A 1,366-nucleotide genomic window follows, 5' to 3' on the forward strand; every position below is an offset into this window, starting at 1 on the left:
GGCGGGTTCTAGTGGTCGTTGCAACACCTGACTGACCGTTGGGAGGATCAGGTGGGCAGGTGGGTGTTTGAGGGTGTGGAGTACGCGACGCGTGGTGAGATGTGTGTGGCGCGGCGGCGTCGATATGTGGAGTATCTTAAGGCGGGTATGAACTTCACACAGGCTGCTCACGCGGTGGGTGTGTCGAAGCGTACGGGCAAGGTGTGGCGTCATGGTCGGGTGCGTTCGGATGGTCGTGTTGTTCGACCGTGTGTGGACTGGTATCGTTCCACCGTGGATATTCCCGGGAAGATCAGTTCGAGGTATTTGAGCCAGGACGAGCGCATCAGCATCGCCGACTGGCGGAAGAATGGTATGAGCGTGCGCGCGATTGCGCGTAGGCTACATCGTTCGGCGTCGACGGTGAGTCGTGAACTGGCTCGTAATACGAATCCCGCCACCGGCATGTATGAGCCGTATCGGGCGCAGCAGTTGAGTGCTGACCGGTTGAAACGACCCAAGCCCGTGAAGATACGTACGATACCGGGTTTGCTTGATCGTATTCGCTTCGGCTTGGAGTCGCATTGGAGTCCTGAACAGATCGCGGGACGCTTGAGGACCATGTTCCCGGATGATAAGACTATGCACGTGTGCACGGAAACGATTTATCAGGCCATCTACGTCCAGGCCAGAAGCGAACTCAGGAAGGACATTACCAAAGCGTTGAGGAGTGGACGCGCCCGACGCAGGCCGCACAGTCAAACAGACTCGCGCAGGCCGCGCTTCCGCGAGCCCATGGTGATGATCAGCGAACGGCCCGCTGAGGTCGAGGATCGAGCGATACCCGGTCATTGGGAGGGTGACTTGATTTGCGGCGCGGGTAATAAGAGTGCGATTGGTACGCTTGTGGAACGTTCGACCAGGTTCACGATCCTCTTGCACCTGCCCGACGGGCATGATGCCGAACACGTGCAACAAGCCATTATCAATAAAATGCGGTATTTGCCCAAGTTGTTGCGTAATTCACTGACTTGGGATCAAGGTGTTGAACTCGCCCTGCACAAGCGCATCTCGACCGCACTGGACATGCGAGTGTATTTCTGTGACCCGCATTCACCCTGGCAGCGCGGTACGAACGAGAACACGAACGGACTATTACGCCAATATTTCCCGAAAGGCACTGATCTGAGCGTCTATCCGGAAGCGTACCTCGACGCGGTCGCTGAGGAACTCAACGACCGGCCCCGCAAAACACTCGACTACAAGAAACCAAGCGAGAAAATACTCGAACTCATCAACGCCGCATGATACGATCATCACCATTGCAAAGACCACCATCCAAGGTGGCACAACAACACAGGTGTTGCAACCACCACTAGAATCCGCC

1 protein-coding gene is annotated in these 1,366 nt (G+C 56.4%); it reads left to right on the forward strand.

Annotated features, from left to right (window positions below; genetic code table 11):
* The first annotated feature begins 147 nt into the window (after window positions 1–147).
* The gene (locus DF200_RS10545; protein WP_241520241.1) at window positions 148–1,287 is read left to right on the forward strand and encodes an IS30 family transposase; all 1,140 of its coding nucleotides are present in this window, start codon (window positions 148–150) and stop codon (window positions 1,285–1,287) included.
* Window positions 1,288–1,366 lie beyond the last annotated feature (79 nt).

Source organism: Bifidobacterium catulorum, from assembly GCF_003129925.1.
Classification (GTDB): Bacteria; Actinomycetota; Actinomycetes; order Actinomycetales; family Bifidobacteriaceae; genus Galliscardovia; species Galliscardovia catulorum.